The sequence below is a fragment of the Alkalibacterium gilvum genome (genome assembly GCF_900109085.1).
GTDB classification, from domain to species: Bacteria; Bacillota; Bacilli; order Lactobacillales; family Carnobacteriaceae_A; genus Alkalibacterium; species Alkalibacterium gilvum.
On the sequence record NZ_FNYW01000022.1, the window covers coordinates 1 to 19,873 of the forward strand.

18 protein-coding genes, 1 pseudogene and 1 riboswitch are annotated in these 19,873 nt (G+C 34.3%); of the genes and pseudogenes, 2 read left to right on the top strand and 17 right to left on the bottom strand.

The window, feature by feature from the left end:
- Together BMX83_RS06435 and BMX83_RS06440 are read right to left on the bottom strand one after the other, a co-directional pair.
- Positions 1-231: pseudogene (locus BMX83_RS06435) on the bottom strand (hypothetical protein); the annotation flags it as partial.
- 144 nt (positions 232-375) lie between these two features.
- Positions 376-1,248: a DegV family protein gene (locus BMX83_RS06440; RefSeq protein ID WP_091634927.1), complete on the bottom strand. Its 873-nt coding sequence runs from the start codon at positions 1,246-1,248 to the stop codon at positions 376-378.
- A 142-nt stretch (positions 1,249-1,390) separates the two neighbouring features.
- Between BMX83_RS06440 and BMX83_RS06445 the strand changes: the two genes are divergently transcribed.
- The gene (locus BMX83_RS06445; RefSeq protein WP_091634930.1) at positions 1,391-1,720 is read left to right on the top strand and encodes a hypothetical protein; all 330 of its coding nucleotides are present in this window, start codon (positions 1,391-1,393) and stop codon (positions 1,718-1,720) included.
- A gap of 79 nt (positions 1,721-1,799) precedes the next feature.
- On the opposite strand, the gene cls is transcribed toward BMX83_RS06445, so the two are convergent.
- From cls to BMX83_RS06460, 3 genes are all read right to left on the bottom strand, one after another.
- On the bottom strand, positions 1,800-3,254 hold the full coding sequence (cls, locus tag BMX83_RS06450) for a cardiolipin synthase (protein ID WP_091634933.1): 1,455 nt from the start codon (positions 3,252-3,254) through the stop codon (positions 1,800-1,802).
- An 87-nt stretch (positions 3,255-3,341) separates the two neighbouring features.
- Positions 3,342-3,905, bottom strand: coding sequence for an energy-coupled thiamine transporter ThiT (gene thiT, locus BMX83_RS06455; protein WP_091634935.1), 564 nt, complete (start codon positions 3,903-3,905; stop codon positions 3,342-3,344).
- 83 nt (positions 3,906-3,988) lie between these two features.
- Positions 3,989-4,095, bottom strand: a riboswitch (TPP riboswitch).
- A gap of 15 nt (positions 4,096-4,110) precedes the next feature.
- Positions 4,111-5,793: a ribonuclease J gene (locus BMX83_RS06460; RefSeq protein WP_091634936.1), complete on the bottom strand. Its 1,683-nt coding sequence runs from the start codon at positions 5,791-5,793 to the stop codon at positions 4,111-4,113.
- A 298-nt stretch (positions 5,794-6,091) separates the two neighbouring features.
- On the opposite strand from BMX83_RS06460, the gene BMX83_RS06465 reads away from it, so the two are divergent.
- On the top strand, positions 6,092-7,072 hold the full coding sequence (locus BMX83_RS06465) for a biotin--[acetyl-CoA-carboxylase] ligase (protein ID WP_091634938.1): 981 nt from the start codon (positions 6,092-6,094) through the stop codon (positions 7,070-7,072).
- A gap of 18 nt (positions 7,073-7,090) precedes the next feature.
- Here BMX83_RS06465 and BMX83_RS06470 read toward each other — a convergent pair whose 3' ends face one another.
- From BMX83_RS06470 to BMX83_RS06525, 12 genes are all read right to left on the bottom strand, one after another.
- Positions 7,091-7,684 (bottom strand): TraX family protein, encoded by a 594-nt coding sequence (locus BMX83_RS06470; protein ID WP_091634941.1) that lies wholly within the window; start codon positions 7,682-7,684, stop codon positions 7,091-7,093.
- Between the two features lie 143 nt (positions 7,685-7,827).
- Positions 7,828-9,939 carry a polyribonucleotide nucleotidyltransferase gene (pnp, locus tag BMX83_RS06475; protein ID WP_091634943.1) on the bottom strand — a complete coding sequence of 704 codons (2,112 nt, stop codon included), beginning with the start codon at positions 9,937-9,939 and terminating at the stop codon, positions 7,828-7,830.
- A 164-nt stretch (positions 9,940-10,103) separates the two neighbouring features.
- Positions 10,104-10,373 carry a 30S ribosomal protein S15 gene (gene rpsO / locus BMX83_RS06480; RefSeq protein ID WP_091634946.1) on the bottom strand — a complete coding sequence of 90 codons (270 nt, stop codon included), beginning with the start codon at positions 10,371-10,373 and terminating at the stop codon, positions 10,104-10,106.
- Between the two features lie 172 nt (positions 10,374-10,545).
- Positions 10,546-12,534 carry an excinuclease ABC subunit UvrB gene (gene uvrB, locus BMX83_RS06485; protein WP_091634949.1) on the bottom strand — a complete coding sequence of 663 codons (1,989 nt, stop codon included), beginning with the start codon at positions 12,532-12,534 and terminating at the stop codon, positions 10,546-10,548.
- Between the two features lie 102 nt (positions 12,535-12,636).
- Positions 12,637-12,891, bottom strand: coding sequence for a 30S ribosomal protein S20 (rpsT, locus tag BMX83_RS06490; protein ID WP_091634951.1), 255 nt, complete (start codon positions 12,889-12,891; stop codon positions 12,637-12,639).
- Between the two features lie 159 nt (positions 12,892-13,050).
- The gene (gene holA / locus BMX83_RS06495; protein ID WP_091634954.1) at positions 13,051-14,082 is read right to left on the bottom strand and encodes a DNA polymerase III subunit delta; all 1,032 of its coding nucleotides are present in this window, start codon (positions 14,080-14,082) and stop codon (positions 13,051-13,053) included.
- A 1-nt stretch (position 14,083) separates the two neighbouring features.
- Positions 14,084-16,441: a DNA internalization-related competence protein ComEC/Rec2 gene (locus BMX83_RS06500; RefSeq protein WP_091634957.1), complete on the bottom strand. Its 2,358-nt coding sequence runs from the start codon at positions 16,439-16,441 to the stop codon at positions 14,084-14,086.
- Between the two features lie 105 nt (positions 16,442-16,546).
- Entirely contained in the window at positions 16,547-17,203 is a 657-nt protein-coding gene (locus tag BMX83_RS06505; protein WP_091634960.1) for a helix-hairpin-helix domain-containing protein, read from the bottom strand.
- Positions 17,204-17,347: 144 nt separating this feature from the next.
- Entirely contained in the window at positions 17,348-18,382 is a 1,035-nt protein-coding gene (locus tag BMX83_RS06510; RefSeq protein ID WP_091634962.1) for a SepM family pheromone-processing serine protease, read from the bottom strand.
- Position 18,383: 1 nt separating this feature from the next.
- A complete protein-coding gene (coaD, locus tag BMX83_RS06515; protein WP_091634965.1) occupies positions 18,384-18,878 on the bottom strand; it encodes a pantetheine-phosphate adenylyltransferase in 495 nt (164 codons plus the stop codon).
- Positions 18,878-19,435, bottom strand: a complete 558-nt coding sequence (gene rsmD / locus BMX83_RS06520; protein WP_091634966.1) for a 16S rRNA (guanine(966)-N(2))-methyltransferase RsmD — start codon at positions 19,433-19,435, stop codon at positions 18,878-18,880. Before rsmD ends, coaD begins: the two co-directional genes overlap by 1 nt.
- 19 nt (positions 19,436-19,454) lie before the next feature.
- Complete coding sequence (locus BMX83_RS06525) at positions 19,455-19,763, bottom strand: YlbG family protein (RefSeq protein WP_245746642.1); 309 nt, start codon at positions 19,761-19,763, stop codon at positions 19,455-19,457.
- Positions 19,764-19,873: the final 110 nt, after the last annotated feature.

Consider the following 19,873-nt stretch of genomic DNA (forward strand, 5'->3'; position numbering starts at 1 on the left):
GCTGAATTCAATCACTCCAAATGTCCATTGAATGGTACGTTTTTGGATACTATCTATTTCGTAGCCTTGATCTTTATACTCTTGGATCAATTCTAAATCAATTTGTTTAAAAGCTGCACAGAGTAGTTCTTGGACAATCTGTTGGAAAAGTATTTCTAAAGCTAATTCAGCTTCGAGTAATGTGTCTTGTTCCTTTAATATTTTGATGATTTTTGATATAATTTTATTCATAAGAAGACCTCTTTCTCTAGCGTTGTCGTTATCTCTAGATTAAGGGTCTTCTTTCTTTTTGTCCAGACCGATATTTTTCTGTTCCGACATTAATTTTACACATAGACTCTATAGCGTAAATAAAAAACGAAACAGATTGGAAGATCAATCCTTTCTTTTTTCTCCATAACTAAAAACAGAAATCGATCCGAAGCCAGTATGGGATGCTATGGTAGGGCCGTAACTTGAAATGTGTATCTCTTTTGGATTAACACGTTCAGAAATTTTATTTCTAATTAATTCTGCCTCATCTGGCACACCGACGTGACCTATAAAAATCGAATGCTCTTCTGGATTAACTAGATGCTTAATTGTTTGATTAACTAAATAGTTTATAGACTTCTTCTTTCCTCTTAATTTAGCTATAGGTACAAGTTTCCCTTCAGTATCCATAACGAGAATTGGCTTAACATTGAGTAAAGATCCTACGGCTGCAGCTGTCGATGATATTCTTCCCCCTCGATGAAGGTGTTTAATATCCTCAACGGTTACAAAAGAATGATAATTCAATTTGTTCTGTTCTACCCACTCACGTAGTTCACTTTTACTGTAGCCTTCCTTCTTCTTTTGAACAGCTTCATATACTAGTAATCCTTGACCTAAACTCGCGGCCTTTGTATCTATAATATCTATATCTACTTCTCCGTAATCTCTTTCTAGCATTTTCTTCGCTTGTATGGCTGAATTAAATGAGCCTGTTAGAGCGGAAGAAAAAGCTAGGTAAATAATAGGAATACCTTTCTCAACATAAGCTTTAAACTTTTCTAAGTAGGCATGCATGTTGATTTGAGAAGTTGAAGCTGTCTCTCCATTTTTAAGACGTAGAAAAAAAGCTTGTTTATCAAAGCTTTTACCCATATCGTCAATTAACTCTTCATCTCCAATTCTAATAGTAAAATTGAATACATCCAACTTATATGCATCAACTAATTCTAATGGTAAATCACTACATGAATCAGTAATAATTTGGTAGCTCATAGTTAATAACCCCTCCCTTTATAGTTTATTATACTCATTTCTGATATAAATAGAAATAAATTGTCTGATTAAATATATTCTATTGACGAATGTATGTTCGCAAGATATAATATAGGTAACATACGTTCGGGAGAGGATAATTATGAATAGACAAGCTGAAAACAAACATTCAATCGTTCATTACTTGAAAAAAGGATACGGTACTTTGTTTCCTGCTATAACAAATGTCCAACCACAGATGCCTAAAGAACAGATTTCAATGTTCTTAAAGCAAGCAGTCAAAGGAAAGTTTCCTATTGTAATTCAAGTGAATCCTACTTCCCAATCGGATACAATTTGGGAGTTTAAGGGAACAGTTTCCTTTTCGCCTAAATCAACACAAGTTATAGTTGAGTCAGATCAAAAAACAATTACTTACCTAATAAACGCTCGAGAAATCAGACACATTAGACGATTACACAAACGAAAATAAATACGCTGAAGAACGTAAGACTAATTATTTTTTGCCTAGTCTACATTCTTCAGCGTTCTTTTTTTATAGAGTTGTATATTTACAGTATCGGAGAAAATAAGCGACTGAATTGCTGCTTAAACAGTTCCCATTTAGAATAATTGTTGATAATTTCCTCAGTGAGTAAATATGATACTGTTATGTCTTTTTTGTAAAGCTTAACTTGTTCTTTCGCCAGTTGTCTATCATATAGGAAGGCATTTACTTCAAAATTTAGTTTGAAACTTCTAATATCAAAGTTAGCTGTCCCTACTGATACAATTTCTTCATCTATAACGATTGTTTTTGAATGCAAGAAACCATTATCATAAATATAAACTTCTGCTCCATAATCGACAAGCTCAGATGCATAGCTCAATGTTGCTCTATATATAAATGGGTGATCTGGTTTATTGGGTATCATAAGCTTGACATCTATTCCGGACATAATGGCTATTTTTAATGTTTCTATGAGTGCTTCATCAGGTATAAAATAAGGCGTTTGGATATAAACAGATTCCTTAGCCATACTAATCATTTTGATAAACCCTTTTTTTATTGCATGCATTTCATTATCAGGACCACTTGATACAATTTGCATATCTGTATCACCTATCAATCCAGTAAACGGGAAATAGTGATTATCATATTCAATTGTTTCTTTTTTAGCGGAAGCATTCCAATCCATTAAAAAACGTGTCTGTAAAGCCTTGACGCCATTCCCCTCGATTCTCAAGTGCGTATCGCGCCAATAGCCCATTTTTTCATATAGGCCGAGATAATCATCCCCAACGTTAAAGCCGCCTGTATAACCAATTTTTCCATCAATGACCACAATTTTTCTATGATTTCTATAATTTAGTCTAAGGTTTATTAGAAAAAAACGAGATCCGAAAAAGGGCTCGGCTTGGCCACCATATTTTCGTAATGTATCAAAAAAATGTTTACCTAGTACTCTCGCTCCCACAGGATCATAGAGCACATTCACCTCTACTCCTTGTTTTGCTCTTTCTTCTAGAGCTTTAACAAGTTTTGTTCCAATATCGTCGCCTCTAAAAATATAATAAGTCACATGTATATGATCTTTTGCTTTGCTTATATCATCAAGTAATTGATTAAATTTATCTTTGCCATCGTGAATAAGCTTTACCTTATTTCCTTTTGTTAAAACTGACTCATTCCCATTCAAAAATAATTGAATGAGTTCAAATGTTTTATCTTGATAGTTTGACTCGGGGACATCAAGATTCTCTGATTCAATAAGTTCTTTCTGTGATTCAACTAATTCTTCCATACCAATACGTTCTTGGGAACGAATATTAAATATTTTTTCCTTTGAAATCTTTCGTCCTAAAAACATATAAATGATATAACCAAACCCTGGAAGCATAATAATAACCAATAACCATGCCCATATCGCCGCAATATCTCTTTCTTTTTCACGGAATACGGTAAAGATTGCTAAAATCGAGTTAAGAAAAATAACAATCCCAAAAATCGTAGAAATAATATTCATATATGGCTCCTTCTGAAAACTGCATTTCCTCTAGTGTACATTAATTCTATGCACTCTGTCTAGAAATAACGAAGGTCTATTCTTTTATTATTTTTTTGGTTGAAAAATCAATGGTGAATTTCTATATAAAAGAAACATCACAACAATTGTCACAAAAGCTGTAGCTAACATACTTAGGCCATTCATGACGAGTGAAAAAATCGGAGCACTCATTCCCCATAATGCATAGTCTCCCCAGAATATCCATCCCGCAATAAAATGCCAGAAATAGCGCCCTAAGGATCCTATAAATACAGCAGAAAAGATATAGAACTGGACAGTCTTTTGATTATTTAATGTCATATTCCTTAATATTTCTTTACTATAAAAGCCTGCCACTCCTACAAACGCATAGGCTAAAGTATACTCTATTATGACTTGATAAAAATTAAGCATATAGACAGATCCTGTTACAAAATGGAGTAATCCCCATATGAAACCAGCATATAACCCGGGACCTAAGCCTCGTCTTATAGCATAAAAGGAGAGGGGAATCATACCTAATGACACATTAAATGATGACCCAATACCTGTTGGAATAAATGACAGTACCATTGCTATTGAAGCGAATAATGTACCTTCTAAATAAATACGTAATTTGTTATTTTGCATAAAAAAATCTCCTCCATAGTTTTTTCACTGAACTAGGAGGAGATTTCAGACATACTTGAGCAAAAATACTCAGATACCTCTCATACTCACAATAAGTACTCTTCCTACGCACGTATCAACGTACAGGTTCAAAGGGTCTAAACTAAAAGTTCACTCTCAGTCAATATCATTGACTCCCCTAGTACAGTATAATTATTTAATTTACTTATTTATGAAAACGTCTATTTTGATTTACTTCCATAATGACAGGAAGTATTATAGGACGTCTCTTAGTTTTTTTGAATAAGTGACTATTTAAAGCTTCCCTAATATCATGCTTGATTGATCCCCAATCAAAATCATTATGTTTAAGATTCTTCATAACAACCTCTTTAACTATTTCAGAAGATTTATCAATCAATTCTTGACTTTCTTTGACAAACACAAAACCTCTGGTCACAATATGTGGATTCGAAACAATCTTTTGTTTTTTACGATCTATTGTCACCACAGCAACAAATATTCCGTCTTCTGAAAGTAAACGTCTATCACGTAAAACAATATTTCCAATATCTCCAATTCCAATACCATCAATTAAAGTATTGTCAGCAGAAACCTGTCCACTTTGTTTCATTTTACCCTTAGAATAACTTACAACATCCCCATTGCTTAAGATGAAGATATTCTGATAAGGAATACCTGTTTCATTTGCTAAATCAGCATGAGCTGCGAGCATCCGATATTCTCCTTGAATAGGAATAAAATATGTTGGATGTAACAAATTAATCATTAATTGAAGTTCATTTGGTGTTGCATGCCCTGAAGCTTTTAGGTTATCTGAAATTTGTTTAACAGTAGCTCCTGCTCGATAAATTAAGTTTTCAGTTTCAGCCACCATGACTTCCATCGCAGTCGAAGGACTTGTAGCGATAAAGATTAAATCGCCCTCTTTGATGTTAACCTGAGGATGACTGCCAACTGCCATACGGTTAAGTGTTTTAATTGGTTCACCAGCTGCCCCTGTTTCTAGAACTAAAATACGATTGTCATCATATTTGTCGATTTTGTCGACTGGAACAATTAGATTGTCATCCGGCAAGGTCAATTTGTTTAATTTCATAGCACTTTCCAATATAGCCTCGAGATTTTTACCTGTTATAAATACTTTACGGTCAGACTCATAAGCAGCATTCAATACCTGTTGTATACGCAGGATATTACTTGCTACAGCAGCAACTATTATTCTACTATCAGTATTTTTAAATGTGTCTAGCACTTCTTCTTGAACTTTTTTCTCAGATACGTTTTCATGAGGACTTTCAGCTTCACCTGAATCACTAAGTAAAGCTAAAACACCCTCATTTCCTAGTTCAGCAATTTGAGATAAGTCTGTTCTATACATATCCTGTGCACTTTGATCAAATTTAAAGTTACCAGTGTAAACAATATTTCCTTCTTCAGTATGAACTGCAATACCCATTGAATCTGGAATCGTATGAGTCGTTCTGAAAAACTTAACTAACGTACCATTGAAGTCAATTTCTGTTTTTTCATCTATAACATGATAATCATCAAAAGAAGGTTTTAAGCTTGAACTATTCACGAACAACTTAGCCAATTCGATTGTTAGCTCTGAACCAAAGACCGGGACTTCAAACTTGTCTAAAAAGTAAGGTAATGCACCGATAGCATCTTCATGACCATGAGTTAAAAAGACTCCTGCGATTCTATTTTTATTTTCTTCCAAGTAACTAAAATCCGGGATGACAGCGTCAATACCAAAAAGTTCATCCTCAGGATATATTAAACCACAATCAAGGACGAAGATTTCCTCCCCAGACTCGATAACATATAAATTTTTTCCGTTTTCTCTTACTCCTCCAAGAGGAATAATTTTTATATTACTCAATATTCTTTCCACCTTTAAAAGCTTTTCAGCTTATAATTTTTTATAGTTTTTTTCACCTATGTAATACCCGTCCGTTAACAATCGTATTTAAAGTATAGCATATATAAAATCATTTTCATACTCTGAGACTATATCAGTTAATCTTTATTGAACTTTAAAGAACGATGGTCACATATGATTTTCATTTTAAAAGTTTTGCTTTTAGTACCAAACCATCCTATTATTCTGATAAAATATAAACAAAGCCTTACTTTAATCTTTAATCTTCGCCTATAAAATATTAAGGAGCACATATCAGTTGAATGCAAAAGAATCTATTATTGATATACTGAATGCTTTATACCCTAAGACAATAACAATTACAGCCTTAGCTATGGAGCTTGATACCAACAAAAATAATGTAGAATCCATTCTAAAAGAGCTAATGTTTACAAATTATCCGATTATTAAAGAAAGACAAAGTTATCATTTGATGCATCCGATACTTTCTCTATCAGCAATAAACAAGCAGTTGCAGACGAATAATATAGGAAAATCTTTGTACTTATATCCTTCTTTAGTCTCCACAAACACCTATGCAAAAAACAATCTTGATAAACTGGATAATGGCACAGTTATTCTAGCCCACGAGCAAACATCTGGGAAAGGACGTTTGGGACGCAACTGGTCATCCCCTATGGGAGGAAGTCTCTCTATGTCAGTAGTCATCAAGCCTGATATTGACTTTGAAAAAATTCCTCTTCTTACTCAACTAACAGCCGCATCACTTTTAAAGGCATTACATTCTATTAGTGGTGTAAAAGTTAAGTGGCCAAATGATATTATCTTGAATCAGAAAAAGATAGCTGGAATCTTAATAGAAACTGAATTCAAAAACAATTCGCTTTCAGGGATCGTTATTGGTATTGGACTTAATACTAATCTAAAGAAGAAAGATATACCTACAGAGCTTTTAGATAAAGCTTCTTCTATTAAAATAGAGTCCAAAGCAGCGTGCGATCCAAATGAGCTTGTAGGTAAATTTCTTACTTACTTTGAGCATGATTATACACAATACCTTCTTTCAGACGATACTGAACCGTTTATATCAATGTGTCGAGATAAATCAATTTTGTTAGATAAAGATTTTTGGATCACTATTGACGATCATAGTAGAAAAGCTACAGTCAACACAATCGATGCATTCGGAAATCTCGTTGTAACTTTCCATGATACTGGTGAAATAAAAGCTATTAGTTCTAGTAATATATCAATCCGTGGAGATAAAACTTATATTTAATGCATCTCCTCCTGATAGTTAATATATTCTCATTGCAATTATTATTAAAGCTAATTGGTGCAGTGGATAATAAAAATAAAAAAAGTATCGTGGTAATTTAGGTAAATTAAATCCCTTATCTGTAATAAATAAAGGTAGCGGTAACAGAGAAAAAAATTGGATGGATACCCCTGTCAAAAGCTGTGTGATTAAGAAAAAGACTGTTCCTTGTTTCCAGTTATATTCTTTAAGCCAGTAAATACACCACCCAAGCAAAAAGCCATAAATACTATACTCAGCAAACACACTTAACAATCCAAATATAGGTGCGAATCTTTTATATTTAATTGATAAGGAAAATAGGCCGAGTAAAAACAGGACATTTATTGCATTAGTAGTGACCGGTATAGAGAGCAAGCCCAAAAGGAAAAGCCGGGATATGTAATGGACGTAATGACTCGTTTTCTTTGTTCCTTCTATTGTGCTATATAAAAAACATGGAAATGCAATACGTCCAATGATTCGCAAAAATATTAACTCAGGTAGTAAGAAGAACCCTATATGATCGATTGTCATCGTGAATATACCTAACCATTTTATTGTATTCAGCTTATTATCAAATACCTTCTTCACGTTCACAACCCCTTCTTTCAATTAATATAAAAAGCATTCACTAATGTCTTCTGCTACATCATACTTCATATTAATCTAATTATAAAAACAAAAAGCGTGTCTCTCTAATAAGAAAGACATGCTTTTTGTTATTTAGATATATTTTATTGTTCTTCTTTTTCTTTTAATACAGCTTTTCGAGATAAATTCACTCTACCACGATTATCAATTTCAGTTACCTTAACATCAATCTTATCACCTAAGGAAATGACATCTGAAACATTTTTGATGTACGTATCTGACAATTCAGATACATGTACTAAGCCGTCGGTTCCCTTGATAATTTCTACAAAGGCACCAAAGTTTTCAATACGTTTAACAGTACCTGTATATGTTTTGCCTACTTCAACTTCTTCTGTTAATTCTTCGATTATTTCAATAGCTCGTTTTATTCCGTCAGCGTCGTGACCATAAATCGATACATTACCTTCATCATCGATATCAATTTTAACACCTGTTTCGTCAATAATACTATTAATCGTTTCTCCGCCTTTACCGATAACAACTTTAATCTGAGCAGGTTTAACTTTTATCGACTCTATTTTAGGTGCATATTGACTTAATTCAGTACGTGGTTGGTCAATTGTCGCTTCTAAATTATCAAGAATTTCCAGTCTAGCTTTTTTCGCTTGCACTAGAGCTTCTTCGAGTATCTCTTTTGTGATACCTTCAATTTTAATATCCATTTGTAAAGCAGTAATACCTTGACGTGTTCCTGCCACTTTAAAGTCCATGTCGCCTAGATGATCCTCTAGCCCTTGAATATCTGTTAAAACGGTATAATTGTCATTTTCCATAACAAGTCCCATAGCAATACCACCAACTGGGGCTTTAATTGGAACACCTGCATCCATAAGCGCAAGAGTTCCTGCACAAATACTTGCTTGAGATGAAGACCCATTTGACTCAAGTACTTCAGCAACTAATCTTATTGTGTATGGGAAATCTTCTTCATTTGGAATAATTGGAAGCAAGGCACGTTCGCCTAGAGCACCGTGACCAATTTCACGTCGGCCTGGGCCCCTCACTGGACCCGTCTCTCCAACAGAATAATTCGGGAAGTTATAGTGGTGCATAAATCGTTTACTGTCTTCACTACTTAGTCCATCTATATGTTGGTGTTCGGTAAGTGGAGCTAGCGTTGCAACTGACAATGCTTGCGTTTGCCCTCTAGTAAATAAACCAGATCCGTGAACACGAGGCAAGAGTGTTACCTCTGAATCAAGTGATCTAATTTCATCAACTTTTCGACCGTCCGGACGCATATTTTTTTCAGTGATTAAACGGCGAACTTCATCTTTTTCCATTCCATCAATGATAGCTTTTACATCTTTAATGACTGATTCATAATCCGGAGCATCCGTATATTCATTTTCATAAGTTTCTACAATTTCATTTTTGAGTTCTTCAATTTTTTCAGCTCGTTCTTGCTTGTCAAACGTTTGAATTGCTTTTTTCATCTTGTCATTGTGTTCACTAACAATTTGATTTTTCAAATCTTGGTTTGGTATGAGTAATGTCACGTCCATTTTTTCCTTGCCAACAGCCTCTTTAATTTCTTCTTGGAAAGCAACAAGATCTTTAATTGCTTCGTGACCGAATAGTAAAGCTTCAAGCATATCTTCTTCAGCAACCTGATCAGCGCCACTTTCAACCATATTAATCGCATCTTTTGTTCCAGCGACAGTCAATTCTATATCTGATTCTTTTATCTCTTCTTCAGACGGATTAAGAATGAATTCACCATTTATACGACCAACGTTTACTCCTGCAATAGGTCCGTTAAAAGGTATATCAGATACACATAATGCCAGTGAAGATCCAAACATTGCTGTCATCTCGGGAGAATTATCAGGGTTCACAGATAATACAGTGTTCATAACCTGTACTTCATTACGGAATCCTTCAGCAAACATTGGACGGATAGGTCTATCGATTAGGCGAGCGGTCAAGGTTGCATTTTCAGACGGTCTCCCCTCTCTCTTGATAAATCCTCCAGGTATTTTCCCAACAGAATACATTTTTTCTTCATAATTTACCATAAGTGGGAAGAATGGCAGAGTGCTTGCTTTTTTACTTGCAACAGCAGCAGTTAGGACCACAGTATCTTCATAGCGAACGAGAACTGCACCATTAGCCTGTTTTGCCATTTTTCCTATTTCGACTGTTAATTTACGTCCACCAATTTCAGTTGTAAAAACTTTTTTTTCAGTCATTCATTTCTCTCCTTATTTTTACAGGAAGCCATCCTACTAAACAAACGTCATTCTTCTGACACATCAGACTCATCACGTTTGGTTAGTAGTGTAAAAGGCATCCTGTTCTTTTTTATAAATAAAGCGAGATTCCATGGAATCTCGCTTTGTTTTTATCATAATAATTAACGACGTAAACCTAAACTTTGGATTAACTCACGGTAACGTGTAATATCTTTGTTACGTAAATAAGCCAACAGGTTACGACGGTGACCAATTTTTTTCATTAGTCCACGCATTGAATGAAAATCTTTTTTATGCGTTTTTGCATGCTCATTCAATTCATTGATTTCAGCTGTTAATACTGCAATTTGTACCTCAGGAGAACCAGTGTCTCCCTCATGACGAGCGTACTCATTGATGATTTCTGTTTTTCTTTCTTTTGAAACTGCCATTTTTTCCACCTCTTTCCTTAATATGAATCCTGTTACTGAGTAAGCGCTGGTGATGCGACAAACCAAGTAAAGGTCTGTGCGTTTCGCACACTCTAAAGAATACACTAATATCAATTAGAAATCAAGGGATTTAACGACCTTGTTATAAAGTACAAGCAAAATTCAATCTGATTTATTTCTTGTATTTTGTTTTCAACTCCATGACAACGTCTCTTAAGTCTGCTGCTTTTTCAAAGTTAAGATCTTTGGCAGCTTCTTTCATTTCTAGCTCAATTGTTTCAATAAGCTCCATGCGTTCTCTTTGAGATAATTTCTTAATTGTTTCTTCAGATAAGTTCTTCTCTTCCTCATCAACATCTGTTGATATTTTAATAAGATCCCTTACCTCTTTTTTGATAGTCGTCGGTGTTATTCCATGTTCTTGGTTATACTCCTCTTGAATTGCACGACGTCTTTCTGTTTCATCTATAGCGTTTCTCATTGAATCAGTTATACGATCTGCATACATTATAACCTTACCATTTTCATTTCGAGCCGCACGTCCCATCGTTTGAATTAATGCGCGGGAACTTCTTAGAAAGCCCTCTTTATCGGCATCTAAAATGGTGACAAGAGAGACTTCCGGTACGTCTAGACCTTCTCTTAAAAGGTTGATACCGATCAAAACATCAAACTTACCCACTCTTAGGTCACGTATAATCTCTGTTCGCTCCAGTGTTTTTACATCACTGTGCAAATACTGAACTTTTATACCTACTTCTTTAAGATAGTCAGTCAGATCCTCTGACATTTTCTTGGTTAAGGTTGTAATAAATACCCGTTCATTTTTTTCAATACGCTTATTAATCTCTTCTATGATGTCATCAATTTGTCCCTTTATTGGTCTCACTTCTACTACAGGGTCCAGTAATCCCGTAGGCCGGATAATCTGTTCCACGATTTGACTCGATCGATTCTTTTCGTAGTCAGCAGGTGTCGCTGAGATATATGTGATTTGAGGGACACGCTCTTCATATTCTTCTAATCTCAAGGGTCTATTATCAAGTGCACTAGGCAGCCTGAAGCCATGTTCAACCAATCGTTCTTTACGCGCTCTATCCCCTTTGTACATCCCCCTTATTTGAGGCATGGTCATGTGAGATTCATCAATTATAAACAAAGAATCTTCCGGGAAGAAGTCAAGCAATGTATAAGGCGCTTCCCCAGGTTTTCTACCATCTAAATGCCTTGAATAGTTTTCTATTCCAGAGCAGTACCCCATCTCCATCATCATTTCGATATCATAATTCGTTCGCTGTTCAAGGCGTTGGGCTTCCAACAACTTGTTCTCTTTGTGTAGCTCTTCAAGTCGTTCTTTTAATTCAAGTTGTATGGATTCAATAGCGGAACGCGTTTGCTCATCGTTAGCAACAAAGTGAGTCGCAGGAAATATTGCAGCGTGAGCCAGGTCTGATTTCACTTCTCCAGTCAAAACATCCACTTCTCTTATCCTATCTATTTCATCACCAAAGAATTCAACACGAATGGCTTCACTTTCCCTTGAAGCTAGAAAAACCTCAACGATATCGCCACGCACTCTAAATCGCCCGCGTTGAAAATCTATATCGTTTCTTTCAAATTGCATTTCCACAAGTCGTCGTAATAAATCCTCTCGGCTGATTTCCATACCTGAACGTAATGACAATACATGCTCAGCATAATCTTTTGGGTTTACTAAACCATATATACATGAAACAGACGACACAACAATAACATCTCGCCTTTCGAGCAAAGCACTGGTGGCTGAATGTCGTAGCTTATCAATTTCATCATTGACGCTTGCATCTTTTTCAATAAAGGTATCTGTTGATGGAACGTAAGCCTCCGGTTGATAATAATCATAATAACTAACAAAATACTCTACAGCGTTATCTGGAAAGAATTCTTTAAATTCGGTATAAAGTTGTCCAGCTAATGTTTTATTATGTGCCATTACAAGTGTTGGTTTATTTACTTGCTGAATAACATTTGACATCGTAAATGTTTTCCCAGTACCTGTTGCTCCTAGAAGAACTTGCTCTTTCTGTTCGTCACGAATCCCCTTCACCAGCTCTTTAATTGCTTCCGGCTGATCACCACTGGGTTTATATAGCGATTTTAAATTAAATTTCTGTTCAACCATTCTAGCACTCCTCATTTAGATACTCGTCGCTACTAGTTTATCATAAAAAAAGTATTCTCAAAGACCTAGAGTCTTTTGAGAATACTTTTTTGCTTGTTTCAATTATTTGGCTAGTTTCTTACTTAAACGAGATTTGTCACGTGCTGCTTTGTTTTCGTGAATTAAACCTCTAGATGCAGCTCTATCAATCGCTTTTACAGCACCTTCGTATAATTCTTGTTTGTTGTCAGCATCCGTATCAACAGCTGCTAGAAATTTTTTCTTAGCTGATCTCATTGATGTGACTTGGCCTTGATTGTTTTCTCTTTTTTTCACGTCTTGTCTTTGACGTTTAATTGTTTGTTCTATATTTGGCATTGTAAAACACTCCTTATTTAGTAAACATATAGTTAAATTTCAATGATGTCTGCTTTTAAACAGTACAACTTTAAACCATTATGAGTTGATTAGTTCAACACTCACCATTTTACACCAGTTGGTCTACATTTTCAATGAAAACTTTTGTATGTTGCTAGTTTATTCTGACATTGAAGAAAACTTCCATATAAAAAGTTCGATTTGGATTTTCGGATCCATCTTACCACTCTTTATTTTATAATCAGCATTTATCAAGTATCTATGAGCACTTGATAGCGTGGTTTGCTTAAAACGCTTTTCAGTTTGAAGAGCCAATTTCACGCGATAAGGGTGTATTTTTAGGATGCCCGCTATATCAGCTTGCTGATAGCCCTTTTTCTTCAGGATTTTCACTTGCAATAGTAACCTAAACTGACCAATCATCAATGCAAGCATCTTTATAGGGTCTTCTTTTTGATGAAGAAGATCTTGATAAAGTTCGATTGATTGCTTAACATTCTTCTTCAATACTCTTTCATTTAATTCGAACACATTTTGTTCCAAGGATTTAGAAACTAATTTATCAATAGATTCTATGGTTATATTTTTATCTTCAGTATGATATACCATCAACTTATCTAGTTCATTTTTGGCTTTTGATAAGTTTCTGTCTGTAAGTTGTAAAAGTCGCTCAAATGACTCTACGGACATCGTATATCCGAGTTCTTGAAAATATTTTTTTAGATAAATAGCTGTATCTTTATCTGAAGTAGGAGATACATCAAGTATTTCTGCTGATTTTAATAAGGCTTTTGTGATCTTTTTTCGCTTATCTAACTTATCATAGGGAACTAAAAAAACAAGTACAGTAAATTCTGATGGATCCTTTAAATATTTCTCGAGTAAAGCAGTATTATGTTTAAATGTTGTCGTTACTTTTTTGCCAGAAAATATGTAACTTGAGTGCACAAATATAAGTTTTTGACCACCAAAAAAGGATAAACTCTCAGCTTCATATATTACATCATCTATACTAGAATCTTTGAGGTCAAAGTGGATGATATTCATCTCATCATCTTGTTTTCTTTGAAAAGCTTTAGTTAAAGAAGTTACTACTTCATCGATGAGGATTCTTTCAGTACCATTAACTGTGTATAGGGGTTTTATTTGTCCGTTTTTAATTTGGTTTATTTGTTTTGTTACATTATTCATTTTATTCTCCTCTTTGCTTTCCTACATATTTGAAAGAAAATAGATAATTGTTTATATTAACAATAGGCGACCCATTAGAGTATCTATATTTAACTGCTCCATTGGTATCAGTTCTATAGATTGATATCTCATGATCTATTAGCTTTTTAACGACACTATCATGTGGATGCCCATGTCTATTAGATTCACCTGAAGAAATTAGTGCTGTTTCTGGATTAATTTGTTCCAACAAAGCATCATGAGTTGATGTATGACTGCCGTGATGGGCTACTTTTAATATATCCACTGACATATTTGGATACTTTATCAGTAATGATTTTTCCCCATCTACTTCTAAATCTCCTGTAAAAAGCCACGTTTTTTCACCAATTAAACCATACAACACTAAGGAATTATTGTTTTTTGACACGCTTTTACTTTTTCCTTTAAAAAGAAGAGGATATGTGTTTGTTGGAAGATACTTATCACTATCTTCGACTACTTCTTTTATTATTGTGCCATAACTTTCAATAGAAGGAAACAATGACTGAAAGTTTTCTTCCATGAATGTTTCTCTTGAGGATATAACATATTTAGTTGGTAATTGATCTATTATACCTAGCATGCCCCCATAATGATCAATATCAGCATGCGTAATTATCAATGATTCCAACTTATGCACGCCCTCAGATTTTAACACAGGTAAAACAATCCTTTCACCTACGTTAAACTTTCTCTCTCTTTCTTCCCATACTTCTGTTTTAAACGCTATTTGACCACCTGTATCTATTAGATAATTTCCTTTCCCCCAAGGTTCTTTTATGAGGATGGCTTCCCCTTGCCCAACATCGATTAATAAAACCTGCCCAAAAGGAGAATATCTGACCGAATATATACAAACAAGTATACCCAAAAGAGGGAAAATAATATATTTCTTGAATCGATTTTTTTCAAGCACTATAAATAATAACATTATAAATATAACAAGGAAACAATAAAACAGTGGAGATAATCTCCCAGTAATAATATTAAAATTTAGATTGGATGAGGTCTTGATGGCTATTAATTCTATAAACTGAATAAGTTTATCAGTTACATATAACATAAAATGATATAGTTGTGAATGAGGCATCAATAAAGAGAAAACGAAGATGATTAGCAATAAAGGAAGCAATAAACTAGCTACCAAAGGTATAAAAACACTATTTAACAGGAGTACTCCCCAGGAAAAACCATAAAAGTGATAACTCAATATAGGTATGGAACTTAAAAGTAATAAGCCATTCATAATGACATAAGCTTGTATCTTTGTAAGCCTTTCAAACAGTGGATGGCCTGAAAACATAATAATAATAAAACTAATGAGGTAACTTAATTGGAAGCTTATTGTGTATAGACTGTAAGGTTGAATCAGAAGTGTGATAATAAGCATAGACGACCAGCTATCCAATGCTGTCATTGAAAAAGATAATTTTTTTAGAAAAAGTTTGAACCACACTTGTCCTAAGGCTCTGGATACACTTATGCCAAATCCTGTTACAATACCATAAAATGGCAAACCAAAGAGTAGGGCTGTATCAACTGAATCCTTACTGACTCTCATTATTAGCAATAGATAACGAATTAAACTAATTAAAAAGGATACATGAAGTCCGGAAATGCTTAAAAGATGTATGATTCCGAGCTCCTTATAAGAATCCATTATATCACTTTTAAATGTACGTTTATCAGCAAACAAAAGTGTTTTTGCGTAGACACTCGATTGAGAGGTCATTGTACGATCAATGTGAGACAGCACTCTCTGTCTCAATGAATCTAGTACATAAATAAGTGGTTTTTCCTTTTTATTATTTTCTAGGGTAACAAGCTCAGTCGCCTCTAAAACACAAAAAATATTTTTGCTCTTTAAGTACATTGGATAATCAAACTGACTAAAATTAGATGGCCCTTCAGGTATTTTTGCCAACCCCTTAACACTAATGGCCTCTGGTATACGTTCATTTAACTGTTCTTTTTCTTCTTGATTCTTTATACGATAGACAACCTTTACTTCCTCATTCGCTCTATTTTGATGTGCTATTCCCTCCAATGTTAGTTTATTTCCATCCACCTTCCAACTTGTTTCTTTAACAATTAAATAAATTTCTTCATTTTCTGTTAGGTCTAGTGACGTTTCCTTTGGTAAAAAATAAATGTATCTTAATCCCAAGACTAGAATGACTAACATGGTTATCACTAGCAAGCTAGAATCCTTTTGTATGACTAATCGATGCACAGCCAATGCTAGTATTAAAGGAACTATGGGCGTTAAACCATTTAACATGATCGCTACAAAAGCTAATAAGGTAAGAGCTGGAAAAATAAGTTTTCCTGATATCATTTCTCTAAAATGCCCAAGATTTCAAAAATATCAGACTGTTTGCTAGTTTGTTTAACTAAAAACATCTAGAAACCACCTTTCTTAAAAAGCTGAAGAACCTTTTATTTAATTGACTTTCAACCGTTCTTTTATTTTATCAAAGGTTTTTTCCCCTATCCCAGTTACATTTAATAAATCTTCAATCGTTTTAAAGGAGCCATTCTCATCTCTATAATCGATAATTGCTGCGGCCTTACTTGGTCCTATACCATCTAGCGTAGCGAAGTCATTCTCATCAGCATGATTAATATTAATCATTTCCCCTTTAATCTGATTCTTCGTTTCTAAATCAACCGTTTGTGATATTTCTTCTCCAATTTCTGGTATATAAATATACATCTCATCCTCTAACATTTGAGCAAAATTTATATGTTTTGTATCAGCATTCTCTAAAACTCCTCCAGCTGCATCGACTGCATCAATGACTCGCTCAGTGGTTTCAAGAGAAAAAACACCCGGTTTTTTTACAGCCCCTTTAATATCTATGACGACTTCTGATGATATGGATGGGGCTTCTTCAATATCCAATTTGTTTTCAATATCATTCTGTTTTTCTTTTACACCATCTTCTGCACCATCCTCAACCAATGTTTCCAACGTTACAACATCATCCATGTGATCAGTATTCTCAGAATTTTTCAGGAAACTAAAATAAAGAATGAGTAGAACGCTAAAAAACAATACCCCCAAACTTATTTCTTTGAAATATTTTATCTGGTTCATATTATATTAGAGGCCCCCTTTTCCTTCTTATTAATAATATTAACCAAAGAAATAAAATCTCACTATATTTCTTTTAATTATGAGAAAATTACTATAAACATAAAAAAGACGGGGAATATGTATTCCCCGTCTTTTTTATGTCATTTATTTTAATTGGTTTAAATATAAAAGAGCATCATCAATATTTTTAACAGGAACAATTTCCATATCAGTATCTATATCCTCAGCTGTTTCAAGTGCTGTTTCATAATTAGATTTTAAATCAGGATATTGTCCCAATATTTGTTCATCGATTTCATCATCCGGTGCGAAGAAAATTTCAGCTCCTTCTTCATCTGCAGCCACAATTTTCTTATCTATACCACCAATACGTCCAACGTCTCCGTTCTCAGCGATTGTACCTGTACCTGCGACAGTTAAGTCAGTATCAAAGTCTTCAACAAGCATTCTATAAATCTGAAGTGAGAACATAAGCCCAGCAGAAGGACCTCCAATGCTCCCAGCATCTATTGATACCTTAGGAGAAGTAGTGACTGAGGATTGTGTAACCAAAGTAATTCCTATGCCTGGTTTCCCAGTTTCTTCAATCTTGGTGAGATCACCACTTATCTCCTCTATTTTATCTCCTCTACTAATTGTAAGGGTAACTGTATCATCTACAGATTGAGTACTTACATAGTCTATAAATTCATCAGTGTTTTTAAATGTTCTGTCGTTAATTTGTGTAATACTATCCCCCATTTCTAACCTATCATAGAAATCGGAATCTTCTGACACTGACATGACATAAACACCTTCATAATCAATATTATACGTTAAATCTGCTGCATTAAAGGCTGCAGATTTGGCAGTATCGATCGAGTAATTCATATAATAATTTTGGAGTTTTCGATATTCGTCATAATCATCATATTTTCCTAACAATTCATCTTCGCTTACGATAGAGTGATAGGGTAGAAACTGGAAAAGTGATGAGAATGGCGTCGCTTGAAACATTTCTACAGTCGTCAACATATATTGACTCCCAGTCTCATCAGTTTCTCCATCCACTAGAACTTTATCATTGATTACTACAGCACTTCCGGGTCTCTCGACAAAATATGGAATCGGTAATAAAAACAGTAAATAAACTATGAGACCTGAAAGAATGGCTTTAAGGATAAAACGTTTTTTATTCATTTTAAACGTCACCCTGTTTCATCGCTTTTTTTAAGTTTTTTTCTACATAAGGTGGAATAAGTTGTCCGACGTTTCCTCCATAGTAAGCAATCTCTTTCACCATGGTAGAACTAATATGTTGATATTTTGGTTCAGAGAAAAAACATAGTGTTTCTATTTTTTCATCCTGGATTGCGTTTAAATTGGCGATATCTCGTTCATACTCGAAATCTTTAACTGAGCGAATGGCTCGGATTAATATGTCAACATCATAATTCCTTGCCACTTCAACTGTCAACCCATCATAAACAATAGCTTGACAATTTACGATTCCTCTATCCTTTAAACTGTTATTAATCATTTCTAGGCGCTCTTGATCAGTAAACAAGTACGTCTTTTTCGTGCTTGCACTTACCACGATAATTAATTCATCTGTTAACTTTGATGCTCGCTCAATTATGTCTAAATGTCCATAAGTTAATGGATCAAAACTTCCAGCAAACAATGCTCTTTTCATTAGCGTGTCACCTTCTCAAAAACAATAACCCGTGTGGTCCCGTATATTTTATCTTTTATTAATTCTAGAGAATCATCTTGAAGCGTTATAGTATCCTCTTTGTCTATTTCACATACAATAATTGACTGTTCTTTTAATAATTTATAGCCTATTAGTTTTGATAATGTTTTTTCCAAATCAATTTTACCATAAGGCGGATCAAGAAATACGAGGTCAAAAGTTTCCTCTGCCTGTCTCAATCTTTCTAGAGCAATGCCATCTTTTTCTTTCCAGACAATAAATTTTTGAGGCTGTTTAGTTATTTCGATGTTTTCATTGATTGTCTTGACAGATTGATAATTATTATCCACAAGATAAGCTAAATCCATACCTCTTGATACAGCCTCTATTCCTAGTGCCCCGCTTCCTGAGTATAGATCTAATACATGCCCCTCCTCAAAGTAAGGACCAATCATATGAAATAAAGACTCTTTAACTTTATCTGATGTTGGACGTGTGTTTAGCCCTGATATCGTTTTAAGCTTTCTTCCACCATATTCCCCTGATATAATTCTCATACATTTTCATCCTTCATCATTAATTGAAAATACTTTTTATTAAACTATCCTCTTCATCCTCTTTAGATAAAGCTCTTACCTCATCCAATACGCCATCGAATGTATCTGGCATATCACAACGGTATGATTTTTCAACCTTTCTTACAAAGTGTTGTTTGGATATAGTACTAGCCATTGTTTCTGCTTGCTCACGGTCGACATAAATAATAGCATAATTCATATTTTTTGATACAAAATGAACGAGTCCATATCGTTTTAATTTATTGATATACTTTGTGGTATAGAGCCAGACAACTAATCCTGCTCTAGATCTTTTTTCTTGTTCCAAATTTTCACCTTCTTTTGTTTTAATTATTATAACAAAAAACCCCTCTAAATGAGAGGGGTTTTTTAACAGGTTCATATTCGTTGAAAACGCGCTAATATTAAAGTTAACTA

Excerpts from the sequence above, each read along its gene's own strand:
- rsmD (WP_091634966.1), bottom strand. The coding sequence starts at position 19,435 with ATGAGAATTATATCAGGGGAATATGGTGGAAGAAAGCTTAAAACGATA.
- pnp (WP_091634943.1), bottom strand. The coding sequence starts at position 9,939 with ATGACTGAAAAAAAAGTTTTTACAACTGAAATTGGTGGACGTAAATTA.
- cls (WP_091634933.1), bottom strand. The coding sequence starts at position 3,254 with ATGAATATTATTTCTACGATTTTTGGGATTGTTATTTTTCTTAACTCG.
- BMX83_RS06505 (WP_091634960.1), bottom strand. The coding sequence starts at position 17,203 with ATGAACCAGATAAAATATTTCAAAGAAATAAGTTTGGGGGTATTGTTT.
- rpsT (WP_091634951.1), bottom strand. The coding sequence starts at position 12,891 with ATGCCAAATATAGAACAAACAATTAAACGTCAAAGACAAGACGTGAAA.
- BMX83_RS06445 (WP_091634930.1), top strand. The coding sequence starts at position 1,391 with ATGAATAGACAAGCTGAAAACAAACATTCAATCGTTCATTACTTGAAA.
- BMX83_RS06440 (WP_091634927.1), bottom strand. The coding sequence starts at position 1,248 with ATGAGCTACCAAATTATTACTGATTCATGTAGTGATTTACCATTAGAA.
- uvrB (WP_091634949.1), bottom strand. The coding sequence starts at position 12,534 with ATGGTTGAACAGAAATTTAATTTAAAATCGCTATATAAACCCAGTGGT.
- thiT (WP_091634935.1), bottom strand. The coding sequence starts at position 3,905 with ATGCAAAATAACAAATTACGTATTTATTTAGAAGGTACATTATTCGCT.
- coaD (WP_091634965.1), bottom strand. The coding sequence starts at position 18,878 with ATGAAAAGAGCATTGTTTGCTGGAAGTTTTGATCCATTAACTTATGGA.
- rpsO (WP_091634946.1), bottom strand. The coding sequence starts at position 10,373 with ATGGCAGTTTCAAAAGAAAGAAAAACAGAAATCATCAATGAGTACGCT.
- holA (WP_091634954.1), bottom strand. The coding sequence starts at position 14,082 with ATGAATAATGTAACAAAACAAATAAACCAAATTAAAAACGGACAAATA.
- BMX83_RS06500 (WP_091634957.1), bottom strand. The coding sequence starts at position 16,441 with ATGATATCAGGAAAACTTATTTTTCCAGCTCTTACCTTATTAGCTTTT.
- BMX83_RS06510 (WP_091634962.1), bottom strand. The coding sequence starts at position 18,382 with ATGAATAAAAAACGTTTTATCCTTAAAGCCATTCTTTCAGGTCTCATA.